This is a genomic window from Acetobacterium wieringae (assembly GCF_001766835.1).
In the GTDB taxonomy this organism is placed as follows: domain Bacteria; phylum Bacillota; class Clostridia; order Eubacteriales; family Eubacteriaceae; genus Acetobacterium; species Acetobacterium wieringae.
In genome coordinates, this window is the sequence record NZ_LKEU01000037.1 from 106,069 (window position 1) to 124,879 (window position 18,811).

The following is an 18,811-nucleotide window of genomic DNA, read 5'->3' on the forward strand; positions in this document are numbered from 1 at the left end:
ATACCATACTTTTGTTAGCATTGTAACACAATCTCATCGCACTTTTTGACTTTAGGGGTTTTTTTTATAATTTGGGACTGAAATGAAAAAGACCATCACAAAATTTGACTTTGCTGATGATCGATTTTTTTATAATGTGTTTGCCACCCGATTCACAAAAAGTGATACAATCTGGGGATCAAATTGGGTTCCAGCATAATTCTGAAGCTCCTGCAGCGCTTCGCTTTTGGTTTTTGCTTTTTTATAGGTTCGTTCAGATAATATCGTATCATAAGACGCTCCAACCGCCATAATTCTTGATAAAATCGGAATCTCTTCACCTACCAGGCCTTTTGGATACCCTTTTCCATCCCACCGTTCATGATGACACAAAATTGCGGTAGCAATTCCAACCATTTCAGGGGCTGAATTGATAATATGATAGCCTGTTTCTGGATGCTTTTTTATTACATTCCATTCCTCCGGGGTTAATTCTCCCTTTTTTTCAAGAATTTCTTTATCGATTGTTACTTTGCCGATGTCATGAAGCATTCCTGTCCACCTGAGCTGTTCTAATTCTATTTCTTTCATATTCATTTCTTTAGCAATACGCATACAATAATAACAAACCCGCTCCGCATGAATTTTTTCAACTGCGCTTTTTTCATATAAAGTATACATAATTGACTGAATTGTATTTTGTCGAACTTCAGATTTCATTTTTAGTTTATTTTTATACATCATGCTTTCTGCTTTTTTAAACAATTCAGTAAATGGTTCTGTCTTTGAATGCTTAGTTGCCCATCCAAATGATATCGATAGAATCCCTTGGTCAACTTTACAAGACACCACTGCATCGATCATATTGCTCATCCGTTTTTTAACGGTTTCTTCATCGGTATTTGGGAGGAGCATAACAAATTCATCACCGCCCCATCGCACGACCACATCGGTGGAACGACAACAATGAGTCAGAACCTGACTGGCTGCTATCAATAATGAATCACCGGCCAGATGTCCGAATGCATCATTTGTCATCTTTAATCCGTTTACATCTCCCATAATAATAGAAAGTGGATATTGAGACCCATCCTCAAATCTTTCCCGGGCTTCTTCATATTGTCTAGGTCAACAACGATAATACCATCTCTCACGCTTTTTAGAAATTGATGGTAATTTGAATCTTCTCCAAAACTATTCCCCCATACTTTCACATATGGGCAAATTATAACATGACCTCGATTTATTTCAACTATTTTTTATCGTAATTAACCATTATCTTACTGTATATTTATACAATTAAGACAGTGCTCTAATTTAAATCTCATTTATTGACAAATTTTTATATTTTTACAATCTCATCAGTCGTTCTGTAATAAGCCTTGCATAAATACATTTAGATCTTTTCCCGATCAAAAACTTATTTGTCGATCAGATCTTTTCGCGCTATAATAATGAAAACTGAAATAATTATTAAAACAATCAAAGGAGTTTTAATTATGTTGATCGACTTAAGAAGTGATACTGTAACCCAACCAACCCAAACCATGCGAACCGCTATGGCCAATGCAACCGTGGGTGATGATGTCTACGGGGATGACCCAACTGTCAACCAGTTAGAAAAGCTAGCTGCTGAACTTTTAGGCAAGGAAGCGGCTCTGTTTGTACCCTCCGGTACTTTTGGCAATCAACTGGCGATCATGACCCACACGACAAGAGGAAATGAAGTCCTGGTCGGTGATGATTGCCATATCCTGATGCATGAGGTCGGCGCAGCCGCGGTCCTTTCGGGCGTTCAAATCAGAACCTTTCCGGTTCTCGATGACGGCGTCGATGTGGAAAAACTGGCGCTGATGCTCCGGGGTGAAGACATTCATTTCCCGGATACTGGACTGATCTGTATGGAAAACGCCCAGTCATCGGGAAAAACTGTTCCCTTGGCCAATATGGAAGCGGTTTATACCCTGGCCCAATCCCAAAACATCCCAGTGCACATTGATGGCGCCCGAATATTTAATGCCGCTCTTGCATTAGGGGTTGATGTCAAAGAAATTGCCGCCCAAGGGGATTCAGTAAACGTCTGTCTGTCCAAAGGCCTCTGTGCACCGGTGGGGTCGTTACTACTGGGAACCGAAATATTTATAAAAAAAGCCCGTAAAAACAGAAAACTGATGGGCGGTGGCCTCCGACAGGCCGGAATCCTGGCCGCGGCCGGGATTATCAGTCTGACGGAAATGATCTCCCGGCTGGAAGAAGACCACCGGAATGCCCGCTATCTGGCCACCCGGCTGGAAGAGATCGATTCCTGCTCGGTTCTTAGAAACCGTTTGGATATCAACATGGTCTTTTTTACCCTTCCAGAATCTGTGATAACTGAATCTGCGCTTATTGAAGGTCTGCTAAAAAAGAATATTAAAATTAGTGGAACAGAAAATGGTGAGTACCGTTTTGTAACCAATCATGGTGTCAACTCTGATGACATCGACTGGGTCATTGAAAGTATGAAGACCCTTGTTTCCCATTATTCCTGATTTTTACCCCTGATTTTCACGGACTCATGCATCAAAATCCTTTTATAGTTGGGCTTGACGTGGTATACTAAACTCACTAAAAATGGAGGATTCTTTATGACAACCACATTCTACGGTAACCAAGGTGTTGTGAACAGCATCATACTCGATATGGAAACCGATTTTGAAAAACAATTGAGATTTTTAAACACTATTAAATTTACTGATGACTTCAAGCCAGAGTGGCTGCCGGATATTGTCAAAATTACTTTTATTATCGAACCGTCACTGGGACAGTTTGGCAGGCCCAATCTGATCATTATAGCCGAAGAAAAAAGCCTCCAGCGGCATGTTATTTTTGTTGAATCAAAAATTTCGGCCTATGATGATGCATCAGAAAAATTAAATATAAAACTATTTCCCAATAAATACAAAGACATTGGCGACAAGCTAAATATCCGACTGGCTCTAATGTATCGTTTGGCCAAAGCTTATCATTATCAAAAAGATGGCGGATTTATTGAAGATGTGGATGAAGCATACAAGCTCTACCACGATGTCCCCAAGGTACTTAAAAAACCCGTCATGATCAAACTCTGTATTGATAAATTCGGATACAATCCGGATTTTTTATTTGTTGCTCTGACTAATGATCCGGTTGATATCCAGCCCTTTAAAAATGCCAACTTTTTGCCCCCCATCGGCGTCAGCGGTTGGCGGGCCGAAAAACAATCCTTTGGTTTAATTTCGTTTGCCATGCTTGAAGAGCAAAACCTGGTTGATCCCCAAAAAGGATATTATGCCCTGTCGAAAGACAATGTCTTACATCTGCCTGCAGAAACCGGCTCCAGCAATAATGACCCGACCATTCGAACCATTGTTTTGGATCAGTGGCACCCGGATTTGAAATTAAATCTGGAGGAGTTTTTAGTATCCTTGGGAGATCGGCTCACCACCAGCAAGGTTATCACCTTTAATGGTTCTTACAGCATCAAAGCCGAAGATGGACGAACCCTGGTAAAACTTTTTGCTGACAAAGAGAAAATGTATATTACTCTGCGAAACGATAATATTCCCATCGCTTTCAAAGATAAACCCCGGATAAAAATAGGGGTTGGACTCAATGCCAAGTCCTTTGTATTAATTTATTCAGGTACTGATTACCTTACCGGAGATCATTATAATCAATTAGCCATGGATCTCATTGAAATCATCGTAGATTTTGTGGAACAATAAAGCACCTGATAGCGTTCCACCATTATACAAGTCTGTTTACGCCATTAAAAGCAATTGTTTGCAACTTCCTCCTGATCGGACGTTCGCAACGATTGCTTTTTTCTATTGATTGGACTATATTTGACAGAATAATTATTTTGACTTAAAAGAAACCTGCCTGTATAATTAAGCTAATCCAGGCAACCAGAATTAAGTGTCTAGTTTTTCAAATCCAAACGCCCATAATTAAAGGAGCATCATGAGAATGAATAATCAAAGGACGCAAACCAAAAAAACCGATTCGATACGTTTTAAACTACTGATTATGCCCCTTTTCTGCGTTTTTTTGGGCATTTTTGCCATTGGTCTAATTTCTTCGTATTTGATCCGAAACAGCCTCTTGGATCAATTAAAAGATCATGGCTATACAACTTCTCAACGATTTGTAACACAGCTTGAAAACAACGCCAATGCCATTGAAGCCCTGACTGAAGCTACTGCTGGGGCAACATCCCAAGAAAGTAAAGAAATTAAAGATGAATTCAGCTATCAAGCCCAGATTGATAAAATGGCCAATGATGAAAACATAGTCTATATCGCCATCATTGACAAAAATGTCATCGACATCGCTGACAGTATTGCAGAAGACATCGGTAACGATTATTCTGACGACGAAACAATGAAGGCTGCCGCTCAGGAAGGCATTGCCTCCGCCTCAGAATACTACTATGAATTAAAGGATGTAACCGTTTATGATGTGCTCTATCCGCTGACAATTAATGGCGAACTGGTTGGCGCAATTGACATTGGCTACTCTATGGAAAATGTTTATGCTGCGGTTACCAACAATATCCTGTTGATTGCCGGTGTTGGCTTACTGATTTTCGTAATTCTGGCATTGATCCTCTATCGAATTTCACTATCAATTACCAAGCCCATCACAAACGTCAATCAGATGATTCAGGAAATGAACCAGGGTTATCTGGGTACCCGGTTGAATATGAAAGAAAGCAATGAGATTGGTGAAATGGCTGTTGCCCTTGATAACTTCGCTGACAACCTCCAATTTGTTTTGATCAAAACCCTGAACCAAATAGCGGCTGGTGATCTTTCTGCCGAAATTCAATCTCAGGGGGATCGGGATGAAATCACACCGGCTCTCAAACAGACCATTGAGAACATTCGTCACCTGATTGCCGAGGCTAATTTTCTCTCGGCAGCGGCCATCGAGGGGCGTCTGGAAACCCGGGGAAATGCCGAGAACTTTCAGGGTGGATTTAAAGAAATCGTACAAGGTGTCAATGAAACGCTGAATGCCGTTATCCTACCCCTCAATGTGGCTGCCGATTATATCCAACGCATTGGCCATGGTGAAATTCCCCCGCAGATTACTGATACCTATCACGGTGATTTCAATACCATCAAGAACAATATCAATTCCTGTATCGATGGTCTCGGGGCGCTGGAAGATGGTAATCGGGTTCTGGCCCGCATGAGTGTCAATGACTTCTCACAAACTATTGATGAAAGCTGTTGCGGTATATTTAGCGAAATTTCTCACTCCATCAACCGCATCAATAACAAAATGATTCACATCATGGATATCGTCAATCGGATCGCAAACGGTGATATGAGTGATCTGGCTGACCTGAAATCCACCGGCAAACGCAGTGATAACGATCAGTTAATTCCCAGTCTGATTGGAATGATTGAGAATATTGTATTACTCGTTGACGAAACTCAGTCGATGACGCAAATTGCCGTTGAAGGAGATCTTGATCATCGGGGTGACGCTTCTAAATTCCCTGGCGAATACGCCCGGGTCATTGAAGGTTTCAATAATACGCTTGATGCGGTAATCGACCCGATTCGTGCTGCTTCAACAACCTTAAACCAATTAGCCCAGGGAAATCTAAAGGTTACCATGGCTGGCGATTTCAAAGGACAACACGGAAAAATCAAAGATGACATGAACCGTACCATTGACTTCCTCAAACAATATGTTGATGAAATCACTGCCACCCTGGAAAAAATTGGCCAGGGTGATCTGACTCAGGAAATCACGAATCACTATCTCGGTGATTTTATTGCTATTAAATACGCTATCAACGATATTACCAGCCATCTCAGCACCGTGATGCGGGAAATTATCGAAGCTGCCGATCAGGTGGATTCTGGTTCCCGACAGATCTCTGACGGCGGTCAGCAGTTATCCCATGGTACCACTGAACAGGCCAGTTCAATTGAGGAGCTCAGTTCTTCCATCGAAGAAGTGGCGGCTGAAACAAAACAGAATGCCGTTAATGCCAATGAAGCCAATGACCGGGCCATTGAGGTGCGAAGTAATGCCCAGATCGGCAATGAACAGATACAGAAAATGGTCACCTCCATGTCCGACATCAATGCCTCATCCCACAATATTTCAAAAGTCATCAAGGTTATTGATGACATCGCCTTCCAGACGAATATACTGGCTTTAAATGCCGCGGTTGAAGCTGCCCGGGCTGGTCAGCACGGTAAAGGTTTTGCCGTCGTTGCCGAGGAAGTTCGCACCCTGGCCGCCCGAAGCGCCGAAGCCGCCAAAGAAACGACCTTCCTGATTGAAGGCTCCATAAGCAAAGTGGAAGCTGGAACAAAAATTGCGGATGAGACCGCTGAGGGATTAAAGGAAATTCTCAATCAAATTGAAAAGGTCTCCGATCTGGTTGCCAATATTGCCCGGGCCTCCAATGACCAGGCCTCAGAAATCGCCCAGATTACCATGGGACTTGATCAGGTTTCGCAGGTCGTTCAGGCAAATTCTGCCACCGCCGAAGAAAGCGCAGCCGCCAGTCAGGAACTGTCCAGCCAGGCCGAAATGCTTAAAGAAATGATGGAAGCTTTTAAACTGAAGCAGCTTTCTACCACTCCCATTAACACTGATTCCCGCCTTGGCTCAAGCTACCCCGCTTTTGAAAAGACGGAATTTGAAAGCATGGAACCGATAATTGATCTTGATGATCGAGAAACAGATAATTATTAATTTTTTTATCCACCTTTGAGTAATGCATGTTATAATTAAACAAATTTACTTATCGATTGGAATCATTGCCCATGGAAGAATTTTTCGCCACCAATACCTCGCAACAAATTCTCAACCGCATTTTTTCCCTGAATCTTGGCCTTTTATGCATCCTCCACACGGATGGACGTATTGAAAAAGTCAATTATACCTGGGAAAAAACCTTTGGTTACAGTGCGGCAGAATTACTCGATACCAACATTATTGATTATGCGCATCCCGATGACCGGGACGCTACCACCTTTGTTTTTTCAGAATTGTTACACACTAACCATCGACTCACCTTTTCGAATCGTTTCCGATCCAAAGACGGCAACTACCGATACGTCGACTGGGAATTTAATTGCCATGATAACTACGCCTATGTGGCGGGAACCGACATCACCCACACAAAACTCTCTGCAGCTGGCCTGAAAGAACTTCGTGGACAGCTCAATAAGCACCAGCTTCAAAACGATCTGGAAGACCTTTGTCCGATTCGTCAGAAAATCCTAGTGGTTGATGACTCACCCCTTAACACCAAAATAATGGAAAGTGCACTGATTGAAGATTACGATGTGCTGATATCTCACAGTGGTAAAGAAGCCCTGTCTATTTGTAATTCCAATGATCCCCCAGATCTTATCCTGTTGGATATTATTATGCCTGAAATTGATGGCTATGAAATCTGCCGACGACTTAGCAGGGGTACAAAAACTAAAGATATACCGGTGATCTTTCTTACCTCTCTCACAGCTGCCAGAGATATCGAGTTCGGCTTAACTCTGGGTGCCATCGATTATATTACTAAACCCTTCAGCATCCCGATTATTAAAGCCAAGATCAAAAACCATCTGGCTGTAAAATACTATCAGGACACCCTAAAAATCAATACGGATGTTGATCAATTGACCCAGATCGCCAACCGCCGACGTTTCGATGATACCATGACCCTGGAAATTAAAAAAGCCAAGCGAACGGGCACCATTTTATCTGTGCTTTTGCTTGACATTGATCATTTTAAGTTTTATAACGATACCTATGGTCATTTGGAAGGGGATGCTTGTCTTAGAAAGGTGGCTAGCGCTCTATCGGTTACACTTAAGCGTCCTAAAGATCTGGCTGCCCGCTGGGGTGGCGAAGAATTCGCCTGTTTGCTCCCCAACACCAATACTCACGGAGCTCAAAACGTTGCCGAATCGCTGCGCAACGCAATTCTGAATTTGAACATTCCTCATGAGTCCTCTCCTGTTAATGATATGGTTACTATATCAGTCGGGGTTGTTTCTTCTAATCCAATGGATGAGAACTCCTTTGACAGCCTGTTGCACCGTGCCGACGAAGCCCTTTATCAGGCCAAAGAAACCGGTCGAAACCGCATTGCCCTGTGGCAAGAGACACTTTAAGCAGAAACTCGATGACTGGCTAACCACGACTGATCTAAGTTGCGGTTAGCCTTTTTTTTACCAAAAAACCGACATCTGGCCACCACGATGGAAGACTCGCGGTCGGCCTGATGCCGGTTTTTTTTAGTAACAGGTCTGATCAATCCTGAGCTTTCAGGACTTTGATATAATCAATCATATATTCTGGCAGATCCGGGGGCCGACGACTGGAAACAATATGGCCGTCGATAATCGAAGGTGTATCATGCCAGATGGCCCCGGCGTTGGTCATGTCATCTTTGATACCAGGGGTACTGGTGACGTTTTTGCCTTTGAGGATGCCAGCAGAAATCAGGACCCAACCGGCATGGCAGATTTGGCCAATGACCCGTTTTCGTTTGTCGAGGTTGCGGATCATCTCCAGCACCACCGGGAAACGACGGATCGCATCGGGCGCCCAACCGCCGGGAACCAGAATCCCGTCATAATCGTCAGGATTGATGTCAGTATAGGCCAGGTCGGAGACACAGGGTACACCGTATTTACCGATGTACTTTTTGTTAGCAATCTCCCCTACAACATGAACGGTAACCCCTTCTTCCCGCAGGCGCAGCACGGGGTACCATAATTCAAGATCCTCAAAATCATTACTGATTAACGCGATAATCTTTTTGTTTTTCATCTTGTTTTCCTCCTGTTATTTTATTTTATTTTTTAGGCATTTCCTCTGGAACCGGGCTTGACCAGAGCGACTTGACCGGCTTTGCAGACGGGACAGTCGTCGGGGTCCCAGGCGGTGATTTCGAGTTTAATTGCAGAGTAAATGGGCATGTTAATTTCAACTCCGGCTGCCCGGCGGTCAGCGATGCAAGCCACACCAAGGACGACCGCACCCAGCTCTTCGAGCACTTTCTTGGTTTCGATGGTGGATTTTCCGGTAGTAACAACATCTTCGGTGATAATGACCCGTTCGCCCGGTTTGATTTCAAAGCCGCGGCGCAGTTCCATCAGGCCGTCTTTACGTTCGGTAAAAATAGATTCTTTGCCCAATTGTCGGCCGATTTCGTAGGAGACGATGACCCCGCCCATGGCCGGGCCCACCACCTTGTCAATTTCCAGGGCTTTTAGCTGCTCGACAACCGGTGCCAGGACCTTGGCGGCAGCATCCGGAAAACGCAGCACCTTGGCGCATTGAACATACTGATCGCTGTGTTTGCCTGATGATAGTAAAAAATGGCCTTCCAAAAAAGCATCGGTTTCTTTTAATATTTCTAATACTTCCTGACTCATATTATTCCTCATTTCTATATTTTAGATTAAACAATTCCCCGGACTTCGCCGATATTGGCCAGTCCTTCGTGAATACAATAAGCTTCTAGCCCATCAATGATCTCAAGGGGCGCCATCGGGTTGTTGAAGTTGATGGTTCCGATTTGAATACAGGTTGCCCCGGCCATAATAAATTCCAGGGCATCTTTCCAGTCGCTGATGCCACCCATGGCCATCACCGGTATTTTCACCGCCTGACAGACCTGGTGGGTCATTCGCAGGGCAATGGGTTTCACCGCCGGACCGGAAAGACCGGCATAGAGGTTGTCAAAAACAACCTTTTTCTTTTTATAATCAATAGCCATTCCCTGTAGCGTATTAATCAGCGATATCCCCTGAGCACCGGCTGCCTCGCAGGCCCGGGCAATGTCGGCGACCGCTTCACCATTAGGCGACAATTTGACCATAATCGGATGACGGGAGATTTCCACCACTTTTCTGGTGATCTCCCCGGCGGTTTCAGCTTTGATCCCATAGGCCATGCCCCCCGCTTTAACATTGGGACAGGAAATATTCAGCTCAATCAGCTGGGCATCAATGGCGTTAAGTTTTTCGATGGCGGTGAGGTACGAATCTTCATCTTTACCGCCGACGTTGACAATCGTTACCGTATCAATTGCTTTTAGATGGGGCCATTCATTTTCGATAAAGGCATCGATTCCCGGGTTTTCCAGACCGATGCTGTTCATCAGACCGGCTGGGGTTTCCCAAAGCCGCATCCCGGTGTTTCCCGATTTGGGTTCTAAGGTCAGTCCCTTGGAGCAAAGGCCGCCCAGTTTAGCCAGATCATAAAAGGCTTCATACTCCCGGCCAAAACCAAAGGTTCCGGAAGCCGGAATCACCGGGTTTTTAAAGCGGATGTCATTAAATTTTGTTTCCAGATAATTAGACATTAAAGACCTCCTCCCGAAGAAACACCGGGCCATCTTTACAGACTTTTTTATTACCGGAACGGGTTTCGCAGGTACAACCCAGACAAGCACCAATCCCGCAGGCCATATGGGCTTCCAGCGAAACGTAGACGGTATTTTCAGTCGGTACGGCACTAGCCACCGCGGCCATCATAATTTCCGGCCCGCAGGTTACCACCGTTTCGCTGGGTATAACCGAAAGTTTGTCAGTGATAATGCCCCCGACATCAAGCACCACTTCATCGGCTAGGGCGGCAAAAGCCTCAACACCGTAGTCGATATCCCGAAAACCCAAATAGACCCGACACTTACCGGTGGGGTTCTGGTCACGATAGTGTCGCAGCAAATAATAAAGCGGCGCTGTTCCGATACCGCCGCCAACCACGCAGAGGTCACCGGTGATTTCCGGAAAACCATTGCCGTAGGGACCCTGGATGGTCACCTCATCATCAACCTGCAGTCGCGCTAAAATTTCGGTCCCTTTTCCCACCACCTGGTATAAAAAGGTGAGTTGACCGGCTTCGTAATTGTGAACACTGATCGGTCGGGACAGTAGCGGGTCTTTGTCCCAGGCACGCAGCATAAAGAATTGACCTGGCTTAACGTCGCCGGTAAACGCCACAGTCATTTTAAAAATCCCTGCTGACACAAGAGAATTACTTAGGATTACAGCCATTTAAGAATATCCTCCTGCATTGCCAGAGTGGCCTTTCGGATATGCTCAGCAAAGCCCTCATCTTCACAGCCAGCCTTTTGATGACCGGTGATCAGTCCCCGGGATGAGTTAACCACCGCACACCGGGATTTTTTGAGAATATTTGCGATATCTTCGCCAGTTCCGCCCTGGGCACCGTAACCTGGCACTAAAAAGAAGGTATGGGGGCAACGGGCCCGAATCGCTTCGAATTCATCCGGACGGGTCAGTCCGACTACCGATCCGATAGCCGAAAAGCCATTTTCACCCCGGAAAGCACTGCCCCAGCCTTCGATTTTATCGCCCATAATTTCGTAAATGGTGTCAGCCCCAACCTCCAGATTCTGGAGATCCACCGCTGACGGGTTGGATGTGCGTTGCAGGATAAAAATACCCTTGTTGTTTTCTTTAATATATTGATAGTAAGGTGATACCGCATCTTCACCCATATAAGCGTTAACGGTCATGATATCGACTTCGAAATCACCTGTGAAATGACCCTTGGCATACTGGTCGCCAGTGGACGAAATGTCGCCCCGCTTGACATCACCAATCACGACAATGCCTTTACTCCGGGCATATTTAACCGTTTCGCTATAGGCTTTCATGCCGTCCAGTCCCAGTGACTCATAGCAGGCAATTTGCACCTTGTAGGCAGCTGCCAGATCCTCGGTGGCATCGATAATTTTTTTATTGAATTCGGTTATTTTCTCACCATCAGACCAGTCCTTATCAAGCAGGTATTTTGGTAAAAATTTCAAGGTTGTATCCAGACCTACGCAAATCGGTCCTTTTTTTACAGCTTCATTATAGAGCCGGTCCATTATTATCATATTTAATTTCTCCCTTCACCATGGTCATCATTACTTTTCCTTTTAGGGTCTCGCCGCCAAAGGGATTGTTTTTACTTTTTGAAACGAATTCTTTGGGATTGATTTTCCCTTCCCAGTTTGGATCCACCAGAACCAGATCCGCCGGATATCGTTCTTTGATGAGTCCCGCCTTTATGCCCAGGCGTTTAGCCGGAGCGTCGCTAAGCATCTCGCTGAGCTTTTCCAGACTGATGCCGTTCTGTTCAAAAACCGTATAATACATGGCAAAAGCCATTTCGAAGTTATTGATTCCCGGAGCCCCTTTTTGTTTGTCAGCTTCAGAATGGGGGGCATGATCGGTGCCACACATATCAATGATGCCAGCTTTAATCCCTTCGATTAAGGCGCGGCGGTCGGGATAAGTCCGGAACGGCGGATTGACCTTGTAGTCCATCGCCGAGGCAAAGATGTGATGGGGAGTTACTTCGCAGGTGATATCAAGGCCCTTTGCTTTAGCTTCCACAATCAGATCCAGAGTGTCTTTTTTGCTGATATGGCAGATATGCAGATGACCGCCGATTTCTTCCAGTAGGTCTACATCGCGCTGCACCAGTTCAGTTTCTGGCTGGCAATGGGTTAAAAGAATAAAATCATGTGCGGTTGAAGCCTTTAGCCCTGCTACCATAATGTCTGGATTCACAATTGAAACCCCGTCGTTGGAAAAGACATTGGTCAGCGGCCGCAAGGATTGAACCTCGACTAGATTCGAATCATTAAACTCTTTAGTCAGTGCCGCCACCTGAATCAGGTTGCAAAGGTGCAAATTTTTGGCCTTATCCAGATTGGCTTTAACAAGTGCCGCCTCATCCATGCAGGGCTTGGTATTTGCCATTGCCACCAGTGTCGTAAAGCCGCCTTTCAGCGCCGCCTGCATCCCAGTTTCCATGGTTTCTTTATATTCAAAGCCCGGATCCCGCAAATGACAGTGCATATCAATAAATCCTGGCATCAACAAATAACCCTGACCATCGATTTCCTGATCATATTCAGACTTGACATTCCCTTTTTCTTTATAGACTTTTTTTATTTTTCCGTCTTCAATTAATACCTTGCCAAACCGTCTTCCCTCGGCATCTACCATTTCAACGTTCTTGATTAAGGTTTTCATCGTTCCTCCTTTGTTATTCTTCGTCAATAAAAGTGGTGTAGGCGTCGCAGTACTCACAGCGGTATTGTTTTTTCTCTTCATTGACCAAAAAGAATTTAATATCCTTCACATCCTCATATTGGGTAATACAACGGGGATTTTTGCAGGTCATAATGCCATTAACAACTGTTGGTAGGGTCAAGCTTATTTTTTTGTACAACTCACCATTCTTGACAAAGTTAATGGTCACATTGGGATCAATCAGACCCAGAACGGTCATATCAATCTGCAAATCGGTTTCAATTTTAATTAAATCTTTCTGTTTCATTTTTTTACTGGGAATGTTCTTAAGTAACACCACCACATCGTCAATATCATTGAGATGGAGTTCCTTGTAAATTTCAAAACCATGTCCCGCTTCAATGTGGTCGATGATGATACCCTTTTTCAATTTCGATACGTTGATCATTTTTTATCCTCCACTCCCAGAAGTTTGGCAATCAGAGCCATCCGAACATACATCCCATATTTAGCCTGGGCAAAATAAACTGCCCGGGGATCCTCGTCCACCTCGGTGGCGATTTCATTAACCCGCGGCAAAGGATGCATGACAATCATATCCGGTTTGGCGCCCTTCATTTTCTTTTTATCCAGAATATAATAGTTTTTCAATCGCAGATACTCTTCCTCACTGACAAACCGCTCCCGTTGAACCCGGGACATATAAAGAATATCCAATTCACCAATGACCTCATCCAGACTGGTCGTTTCCTTATAGGTTTGCGGATCCAGTTGATTAAGAATATGGGCTGGCATTTTTAGCTCAGTGGGCGATATAAATACAAACCGGATGCCCTGATAACGGCTCAGAGTTTTAACCAGCGAATGGATGGTTCGACCAAAAAGTAAATCGCCGCATACGCCCACCACATGGTTATCACAGCCTCCCTTGAACTTCCTGATCGTCAGCAAATCGGTCAGAGTCTGGGTGGGGTGCTCATGACCGCCGTCCCCGGCATTGATAATCGGCATTTCGTTGGCAAATTTGGAAACCAGCCGGGCGGTTCCCTCTCGGGGATGCCGGATCACAGCGATATCCGAATAGCACTCGATGGTCCGGATCGTATCACCCAGACTTTCCCCCTTGGACACCGAGGAGTTATTGGGATCATCAAACCCGATGATTTCTCCCCCTAAACGAAGCATGGCAGCTTCAAAACTGAACCGTGTCCGTGTGGAAGGCTCATAAAAAAGGCTGGCCAATAATTTTCCCTTGCAAACCAAAGAATAACCCTCGGGGTCTGCAATAATATTATCAGCCAGCTGCATAATCGATTCAATTTCATTTAGTTGAAAGTCTCCAGGCTCGATTAAATGTCTTCCTTTTAACATAATGTTCCTCCTATCATAAACACAATTATGGGCAAAAAACAAGCCGCTTTATAAAATAGCGGCATACTTTCTAACAGGCATCTTCCCTCATTAAATGTATCGTTCCTTTTGCACCTTTATGCCTCGCTTACTAAAGCTCGCATACTTAATTATGATAATCATAATTTAATTAGACCTAATTGTCAATGGACTTTGATTAAAAGAAACCGTTATCTTAAGATAATATTTGAGCTTAAAGATCGACAGGATCATGCTGAATGATTTGACTGGAATTTCGAAGCAGATAATGGTATGATGTTAACATAAATAATTGCAAAAATGACACCAGTATTAAGATCAGTTTTGTAATTTTCAATACTTATATTATTTAAAGGGAGGGATTTTTATGTATTTCGTAACTTATCAATATAACGCATTTAGCGAAGGTGGCATTTTGACCGCCGATGAAACCAGGGTTTTACCAATTACAACCATCGGTAAACTAATGGGTCTCAAATTTCCCGAACGTCTGATCGATTTTATTCCTCTGGCAACCGATGAATTGCTGGCCGACATCAAACAAGTCATGGCTGAACATCAGAACCTGGGTATCAATCTGGATCTGGTCAAGCTGTTGGCGCCGATTCCCAAACCCCCAAGAAATATTTTCTGTCTGGGGAAAAACTATGCGGATCACGCCAAGGAAATCAAGAATATCCCCACCATGGGCGACGTCCCAGAAAATCCGATCTATTTTTCCAAACTGCCCACCTCAGTTACTGGACCAGATACGGTAATTCTTTCCCATGCCAAGGCCACCAAGCAGATCGACTATGAAGTGGAGCTGGCCATTGTGATTGGCAAAGAAGGTGCCGATATTCCCAAAGAAGACGCTGAAGATTATATTTTTGGCTACACCATTGCCAACGATATAACCGCCCGGGATCTCCAAAAAAAGCATTCTCAATGGTACAAGGGTAAATCTCTTGACACTTTTTGTCCCTTGGGTCCTCGGATTCTGCACAAAAACGATTTAAGAATTCCCTTTGATCTGGATATCACCTGTCGAGTCAACGGTGAAGTTCGGCAACACTCTAAAACTGGTCGGATGATTTTTGACATTCCATCCATTATCAGTGATCTATCTCAGGGGATGACCCTATTACCAGGCGATATTATTCTCACCGGAACCCCTGCCGGGGTAGGCTTTGCCCTGGATCCGCCACAATTCCTAAAACACGGGGATCAGATTGAAGCGGAAATTGAAAAAATCGGAGTCCTACGAAATACCATCGAATAATCAAAAAGCCAGAATTATCTTGGGATCTAACCCAAGACCATTCTGGCTTTTTTAACGTTAAAATATTACGATTTAGTCCAATAACGCAAAATCCGATCTGCATCACGATGATGAGCGTTTAAACTGGCAACCGTTTCAGACTGAATACCCCAACCGCCGCCGCAAACAATAATCCAATAAAGACTGCAAAACCACCACTGATTAAACTGATACTGCTCTGCCCTGTGACAATGGCCAAACCATCAAAGGCATTATACAGCGAAAACTTTCCTAAAAAAGCAGTTCGTTCAGATAACTTGCTGAGGGTATTCAAGATAAAGAAGCCGACTGGAATCAGGGCTCCAAAAAATAGTGCTGGTTTGGTACTGTTGAACAAACAGGAAAAGAAAAAGCAAAACATCCCGATGGTCATTGTCATCAGGCAAGCCCCTAAATTCAGTTTTAAAAACACTTTAACATCCAGCATTCCCGGAAAAAAATGTTCACTCATGCCGTACCCAACCAAAAAGAGAATCGTAAACAAAACCCCAATCGACGCCAGCAGATAAATTCCCTGGGTTACAATGATTTTTATACGACTATTGGGGGTGCACAGCAGGCTGGTAAATGAGCCTTCATAGACCCACTTGGCCACCAGACGATTGGCCAGAATGATGCAATATACCATCGGAAACAGATAAATCAGAAAACCGTAAAACAAGCTGGCAATAAATCCGGTCAGTCCGCTGTCAATGGTGCCAAAGCCCAGGGCATTAACCAGTTTGGTCGGCAGGATCGACATCATATCGACCATTGCGCCAATCCCATTAGGATCATAGATATAGATAATAACCGCTAAATAAATAGACATCAACGCTGCAAAAACCAGCAACAGCAAGGTATTATTTTTAATATTCTTCAGAAACAATGGAATGCTCATGCTTTTTTCACCTCTCTTACTGTTTCTTCCGGATCCGGCAGGGTTCTATTCTTCTCCGTTTTTTTAGGCATTAATTTCGGCTTTCTTTCGCTTCTTTTTATTTTACCTTCGTTTTCCTGGGTGTTGTTTTCTTCATTTTTAAATTCCGTCTGTTTTATTTCTTTTTTATAATGCTGTTGGAAAATTTCTTCCAACGATTGATTTTTCGAATTAAACACTAATACTTTTTCATGGGATAAAACTTTCATCAGCACATCAATCCGATCACCCGGTGAGAAGATCTCATAATCGCTCTGCGAAAACTGCTGATAGCCGAAACCATATTTTTTTATCTGTTCCAGATTCGGGGGAGCCGCAAATTTAACCAGATAGGCCTTGGTTTCTTCGGCTCGAAGACTGACAATATCCATATTTTCCACGAGACGGCCTTCTCTTAGCACCCCGACACGATCACAGGTTCTTTCCACTTCCTCAAACTTATGCGTTGATAACAGTACCGTTTTACCCCGCCGTTTCTCCTCCAAAATAAGATCGAGAAACCGGGACTGCATCAGGGGATCCAATCCACTGGTGGGTTCGTCCAATACCAGCGTTTGGGGATCATGCATCAAAGCTGTGACAATGGTCAGTCTTTTTTTCATGCCACTTGACATATTTTCGATTTTTCCCCGGGTTTCAACCTCAAAGCGTTCAATCAGCATATCTCTGAGTCTGGTATTCTTCTGACCAAAAATCCCCCGCATTTGAGTAACGAAGTTCAAATACTCTTTGACCCGCATGTTTTCAAAAAGAGCGACATCTTCGGGCACATATCCGGTATTTTTTTGAATCGCAGATGCTCTGGAAAAGCAATTTAATCCATCGATGGTGGCGCTACCACGTCCAGCCCTGATCAGTCCCATCAGCATCCGAATGGTGGTCGTTTTCCCGGCATCGTTTGGTCCAACGTATCCGAAAACCTGGCCTTTTTCAACGCTAAAATTTAAGTTGAAAATACCTTTCGTGCTTGAATATTTAAGGGTTACGTCCTTTAATTCAATCATTTTTTTCTCCTTAAAAACCTTATTCGTTCATTGCTTCGGATTCAACTGATTGGCTGATCCGGCTGTTCAATTCATTGGCGATTCGGCCAAAATCTGATCCGGTGAGGGTTTCTCCGCGGATTCCCGGTGCAATATTACACACCTCCAGAACCTCCATTAAAACCGCTTTATCAAATGGGGTGTTCATGGTCAGCCCATTGATCAGCGTTTTTCGTCGATTTAGAAAACTGGCTTTCACAACTGACAAAAACAATTCCTTGTTTTCCAGTGCTATTTTGGGCACCGTCAGTTTTTTTAGGGTGACTACAATCGAGTCAACCTTAGGCTTGGGAATAAATACATGCGCTGGCACTTCGAAATCAATCGAAATATCCGCATAAAATTGTGCCACGATACTCAGTGATCCGTAAGCTTTGGTCCCTGGAACGCCACATAGACGCTCGCCCACCTCTTTTTGAATTAAGAAAGTCATGCTTTCAATCGGCAGATCCGATTCCAGAAACCCCATAATGATGGGGGTAGTAATATAATAGGGTAAGTTTGCCACAATCTTAAGCGGCATTGTGACAAGTTGATCTCCCAGAATCTCCCGGACGTTGGTTTTTAAGATGTCACCCTGGACAATCTCAACATTGTCACAGTCATTCAGGGTTTCATGAAGAACCGGTATCAGTTTTTTATCGATTTCTACTGAAATAACCTTGCCAGCATGATCACTGAGAGCCTGCGTCATGGTGCCAATCCCCGGTCCGATTTCCAGCACCAAGTCCCTTTCGCTCACGTCTCCGGCTTTAACAATTTTTTGAACAATATTCTCATCAATTAAAAAATTCTGTCCAAATCGTTTATTGAAGTGAAGATCATACTTTTTTAACAGTGCTTCGATGACCCGTGGTGATGTTAATTTTTCCATTCATATCCTTCCATTTTGCAACTATTTAGGCTTATATGTGAATCTTTAATGTTCCATCTATAACTTAACTATTATACACTTTATTTAATCCCGCGGGAAGACCTTATCTCGGTTTCGAATTAAAACTCTCCCTCCCTGTTATTTTGAATCTTTTATCAGAGCGGCCAGAATTTTCTAAATAGGTAGATACGTGATATGCTGTTTCTATTGAATTAAGCTGCTGAATTCGCATTATCAAGAAAT

General features: G+C 43.9%; 17 protein-coding genes and 1 pseudogene. 5 read left to right on the plus strand and 13 right to left on the minus strand.

The features are described from left to right. Positions 1–129 precede the first annotated feature (129 nt). Positions 130–720 (minus strand): HD-GYP domain-containing protein, encoded by a 591-nt coding sequence (locus ACWI_RS19485; RefSeq protein ID WP_341465161.1) that lies wholly within the window; start codon positions 718–720, stop codon positions 130–132. After that, positions 694–1,071, minus strand: a pseudogene (locus tag ACWI_RS19490) (GGDEF domain-containing protein); the annotation flags it as partial. The pseudogene ACWI_RS19490 and the gene ACWI_RS19485, both read right to left, overlap by 27 nt. A 407-nt stretch (positions 1,072–1,478) precedes the next feature. Here ACWI_RS19490 and ltaE point away from each other — a divergent pair. From ltaE to ACWI_RS14195, 4 genes are all read left to right on the plus strand, one after another. After that, on the plus strand, positions 1,479–2,510 hold the full coding sequence (gene ltaE, locus ACWI_RS14180) for a low-specificity L-threonine aldolase (RefSeq protein WP_070372093.1): 1,032 nt from the start codon (positions 1,479–1,481) through the stop codon (positions 2,508–2,510). 96 nt (positions 2,511–2,606) lie between these two features. Continuing rightward, positions 2,607–3,725: a hypothetical protein gene (locus tag ACWI_RS14185; protein ID WP_070372094.1), complete on the plus strand. Its 1,119-nt coding sequence runs from the start codon at positions 2,607–2,609 to the stop codon at positions 3,723–3,725. 244 nt (positions 3,726–3,969) lie between these two features. Continuing rightward, a complete protein-coding gene (locus tag ACWI_RS14190; protein WP_070372095.1) occupies positions 3,970–6,726 on the plus strand; it encodes a methyl-accepting chemotaxis protein in 2,757 nt (918 codons plus the stop codon). A gap of 71 nt (positions 6,727–6,797) precedes the next feature. Next, complete coding sequence (locus tag ACWI_RS14195; RefSeq protein ID WP_070372096.1) at positions 6,798–8,150, plus strand: diguanylate cyclase domain-containing protein; 1,353 nt, start codon at positions 6,798–6,800, stop codon at positions 8,148–8,150. Between the two features lie 139 nt (positions 8,151–8,289). On the opposite strand, the gene ACWI_RS14200 is transcribed toward ACWI_RS14195, so the two are convergent. The 8 genes from ACWI_RS14200 to pyrB are packed head-to-tail and all read right to left on the minus strand — an operon-like array spanning position 8,290 to position 14,414. Beyond that, entirely contained in the window at positions 8,290–8,811 is a 522-nt protein-coding gene (locus ACWI_RS14200) for a type 1 glutamine amidotransferase domain-containing protein (protein ID WP_070372097.1), read from the minus strand. A 32-nt stretch (positions 8,812–8,843) separates the two neighbouring features. Further along, positions 8,844–9,419, minus strand: coding sequence for an orotate phosphoribosyltransferase (gene pyrE, locus ACWI_RS14205; RefSeq protein ID WP_070372098.1), 576 nt, complete (start codon positions 9,417–9,419; stop codon positions 8,844–8,846). Positions 9,420–9,445: 26 nt separating this feature from the next. Then, positions 9,446–10,351 carry a dihydroorotate dehydrogenase gene (locus ACWI_RS14210; RefSeq protein WP_070372099.1) on the minus strand — a complete coding sequence of 302 codons (906 nt, stop codon included), beginning with the start codon at positions 10,349–10,351 and terminating at the stop codon, positions 9,446–9,448. After that, a complete protein-coding gene (locus ACWI_RS14215; RefSeq protein WP_070372100.1) occupies positions 10,344–11,045 on the minus strand; it encodes a dihydroorotate dehydrogenase electron transfer subunit in 702 nt (233 codons plus the stop codon). The genes ACWI_RS14210 and ACWI_RS14215 overlap by 8 nt, the downstream gene beginning before the upstream one ends. Next, positions 11,036–11,896 (minus strand): orotidine-5'-phosphate decarboxylase, encoded by an 861-nt coding sequence (gene pyrF, locus ACWI_RS14220; protein ID WP_084633717.1) that lies wholly within the window; start codon positions 11,894–11,896, stop codon positions 11,036–11,038. Before pyrF ends, ACWI_RS14215 begins: the two co-directional genes overlap by 10 nt. After that, entirely contained in the window at positions 11,871–13,043 is a 1,173-nt protein-coding gene (locus ACWI_RS14225; RefSeq protein ID WP_070372101.1) for a dihydroorotase, read from the minus strand. The genes pyrF and ACWI_RS14225 overlap by 26 nt, the downstream gene beginning before the upstream one ends. A gap of 13 nt (positions 13,044–13,056) precedes the next feature. Then, positions 13,057–13,491: an aspartate carbamoyltransferase regulatory subunit gene (locus tag ACWI_RS14230; RefSeq protein ID WP_070372102.1), complete on the minus strand. Its 435-nt coding sequence runs from the start codon at positions 13,489–13,491 to the stop codon at positions 13,057–13,059. Beyond that, positions 13,488–14,414 (minus strand): aspartate carbamoyltransferase, encoded by a 927-nt coding sequence (pyrB, locus tag ACWI_RS14235; RefSeq protein ID WP_070372103.1) that lies wholly within the window; start codon positions 14,412–14,414, stop codon positions 13,488–13,490. The genes ACWI_RS14230 and pyrB overlap by 4 nt, the downstream gene beginning before the upstream one ends. Before the next feature lie 385 nt (positions 14,415–14,799). Here pyrB and ACWI_RS14240 point away from each other — a divergent pair, with 385 nt between their 5' ends. Continuing rightward, a complete protein-coding gene (locus ACWI_RS14240) occupies positions 14,800–15,693 on the plus strand; it encodes a fumarylacetoacetate hydrolase family protein (protein WP_070372104.1) in 894 nt (297 codons plus the stop codon). 118 nt (positions 15,694–15,811) lie between these two features. Here the strand turns inward: ACWI_RS14240 and ACWI_RS14245 are convergent, their stop codons facing one another. From ACWI_RS14245 to rsmA, 3 genes are read right to left on the minus strand one after another with little or no spacing between them, the layout of a single operon-like run. Continuing rightward, the gene (locus tag ACWI_RS14245) at positions 15,812–16,612 is read right to left on the minus strand and encodes a hypothetical protein (protein ID WP_070372105.1); all 801 of its coding nucleotides are present in this window, start codon (positions 16,610–16,612) and stop codon (positions 15,812–15,814) included. Continuing rightward, complete coding sequence (locus tag ACWI_RS14250; RefSeq protein WP_070372106.1) at positions 16,609–17,655, minus strand: ABC transporter ATP-binding protein; 1,047 nt, start codon at positions 17,653–17,655, stop codon at positions 16,609–16,611. Before ACWI_RS14250 ends, ACWI_RS14245 begins: the two co-directional genes overlap by 4 nt. A 19-nt stretch (positions 17,656–17,674) precedes the next feature. After that, entirely contained in the window at positions 17,675–18,568 is an 894-nt protein-coding gene (gene rsmA, locus ACWI_RS14255; RefSeq protein WP_070372107.1) for a 16S rRNA (adenine(1518)-N(6)/adenine(1519)-N(6))-dimethyltransferase RsmA, read from the minus strand. Positions 18,569–18,811 lie beyond the last annotated feature (243 nt).

Bases quoted from the DNA above. Each gene is read 5' to 3' on its own strand.
- ACWI_RS19485 (WP_341465161.1), bottom strand. From the start codon at position 720: ATGTATAAAAATAAACTAAAAATGAAATCTGAAGTTCGACAAAATACA.
- ltaE (WP_070372093.1), top strand. From the start codon at position 1,479: ATGTTGATCGACTTAAGAAGTGATACTGTAACCCAACCAACCCAAACC.
- ACWI_RS14185 (WP_070372094.1), top strand. From the start codon at position 2,607: ATGACAACCACATTCTACGGTAACCAAGGTGTTGTGAACAGCATCATA.
- ACWI_RS14190 (WP_070372095.1), top strand. From the start codon at position 3,970: ATGAATAATCAAAGGACGCAAACCAAAAAAACCGATTCGATACGTTTT.
- ACWI_RS14195 (WP_070372096.1), top strand. From the start codon at position 6,798: ATGGAAGAATTTTTCGCCACCAATACCTCGCAACAAATTCTCAACCGC.
- ACWI_RS14200 (WP_070372097.1), bottom strand. From the start codon at position 8,811: ATGAAAAACAAAAAGATTATCGCGTTAATCAGTAATGATTTTGAGGAT.
- pyrE (WP_070372098.1), bottom strand. From the start codon at position 9,419: ATGAGTCAGGAAGTATTAGAAATATTAAAAGAAACCGATGCTTTTTTG.
- ACWI_RS14210 (WP_070372099.1), bottom strand. From the start codon at position 10,351: ATGTCTAATTATCTGGAAACAAAATTTAATGACATCCGCTTTAAAAAC.
- ACWI_RS14215 (WP_070372100.1), bottom strand. From the start codon at position 11,045: ATGGCTGTAATCCTAAGTAATTCTCTTGTGTCAGCAGGGATTTTTAAA.
- pyrF (WP_084633717.1), bottom strand. From the start codon at position 11,896: ATGATAATAATGGACCGGCTCTATAATGAAGCTGTAAAAAAAGGACCG.
- ACWI_RS14225 (WP_070372101.1), bottom strand. From the start codon at position 13,043: ATGAAAACCTTAATCAAGAACGTTGAAATGGTAGATGCCGAGGGAAGA.
- ACWI_RS14230 (WP_070372102.1), bottom strand. From the start codon at position 13,491: ATGATCAACGTATCGAAATTGAAAAAGGGTATCATCATCGACCACATT.
- pyrB (WP_070372103.1), bottom strand. From the start codon at position 14,414: ATGTTAAAAGGAAGACATTTAATCGAGCCTGGAGACTTTCAACTAAAT.
- ACWI_RS14240 (WP_070372104.1), top strand. From the start codon at position 14,800: ATGTATTTCGTAACTTATCAATATAACGCATTTAGCGAAGGTGGCATT.
- ACWI_RS14245 (WP_070372105.1), bottom strand. From the start codon at position 16,612: ATGAGCATTCCATTGTTTCTGAAGAATATTAAAAATAATACCTTGCTG.
- ACWI_RS14250 (WP_070372106.1), bottom strand. From the start codon at position 17,655: ATGATTGAATTAAAGGACGTAACCCTTAAATATTCAAGCACGAAAGGT.
- rsmA (WP_070372107.1), bottom strand. From the start codon at position 18,568: ATGGAAAAATTAACATCACCACGGGTCATCGAAGCACTGTTAAAAAAG.